Origin of the sequence: Variovorax glucosi, assembly GCF_051216695.1 — a bacterium.
GTDB lineage: Bacteria > Pseudomonadota > Gammaproteobacteria > Burkholderiales > Burkholderiaceae_C > Variovorax.
Genome location: NZ_JBPJZE010000147.1, coordinates 1 through 1,317 on the forward strand (window position 1 = coordinate 1; position 1,317 = coordinate 1,317).

General features: G+C 67.5%; 2 protein-coding genes. Both read right to left on the reverse strand.

Annotated elements, in window-relative coordinates; translation table 11 throughout:
- Nucleotides 1–226 precede the first annotated feature (226 nt).
- Nucleotides 227–718 carry a hypothetical protein gene (locus tag ACSFA3_RS23715; protein WP_435469707.1) on the reverse strand — a complete coding sequence of 164 codons (492 nt, stop codon included), beginning with the start codon at nucleotides 716–718 and terminating at the stop codon, nucleotides 227–229.
- A 106-nt stretch (nucleotides 719–824) separates the two neighbouring features.
- On the reverse strand, nucleotides 825–1,317 hold a 493-nt coding region (locus tag ACSFA3_RS23720), incomplete at its 5' end, for a hypothetical protein (RefSeq protein ID WP_435507865.1).

Here is a 1,317-nt window from a genome sequence, read left to right on the forward strand (position 1 = left end):
GCGGTCAAAGCGCTCAGGGGACGGATCGGCATCGGGGCAATGGGGTCGGGCACTGCCCGGGATACACCACCTGCAAGGCGCATGCCGCGCATTCAAGATACCGGAAGGCGCCGCAATCGCTATTTTTTCTATAGCGCAAGGCGCCCGGATAGCAAGCGTTGTGGCCCAGTGGAGTTAACAAAGCAGGTGCCGGCCGGATGCGGTGCCGGCGCCCACTTTCGCCGCGCTACTGCACCGTGCGCGTGCTGGCCGAAGCCATGTCGGTGCCCGCCGGCCAGACGAAGGTCGCCTTGGTCGGCGCACCCTGCAGCACGTGCAGCGGCTGCTTCAGCACCTGGCTGCCGATCCGCGCCTCGACCTCGTAGTTGCCCGGGTCCAGGCGCGCCACCATGAACGGGCCGCCCGACACCACGTTGTCGAGCAGCGCGACGCCGCCGCTGTCGCGCACCGTCACGTGCACGTTGGCCGCGAATTCGGCGCCCTTGCTGTCCTTGACAGCGAACTCGAAGGTGGCGGGCCAGCGCGGCGATACCGTCTCCATCAGCTGGGCTTCGTCGCTGCCGATGCCGCCGCTCATGTACTCGACGCCGTGCGCCATGTAGATTGGCGGGTTCACCGCTGCCTGCGCCGACGAAAGCGCGCCGAGCAGAACGGCGCCGCAGAACACCGCGGCCGCCAGCGGCCGCATCGTGCGCGATGATGGAAAACGGGGGGTCATGATCTGAATCCTTTCCTGGTCGTCGTGGCGAGAAGCCACGGTGCCACTGTGCGGCGCGTGGCTTAGGAAAGGCTGACCGGCCCGGCAGGCCGGAGCGGCCGACCGCTCAGCGGGCGGCGGAAGTTTGCGCGAGAGCCTGCGTCTGCGGCAGCGCCGGCGTCACCGAAGCCATGTCGAAATTCGACGGCCAGACGAACGACGTGCGCGCCGGCATGCCGGCAATCACCACCAGCGACTGCGTCAGCGTGAGACCGCCGAGCGTCACGTTCACGTCATAGGCGCCCGGATTGAGGCGCGCCAGCATGTAGGGGCCTTGCGACTGCACGTCCATCACGACCTGGCCGGTGTATTTCTGGCGCACCTCGATCAAGGCCTTGGCCGGAAAGCCGGCCACCTGCGCGCCTTTGCCGTCGCTCACGCCGAATTCGATGGTCGCGGCCCAGCGCGGCGACACCATTTCCATGAATGCGGCTTCATCCCTGGCGGCGCCACCGCACATGTATTCGATGCCCTGCGCCACCTGGATGGGCGGGTTCGAGAACGCGTGGGCCGAAGTCACGGCCCCGAGGAATGCTGCTGTACCGCCCAATACCAGCGCG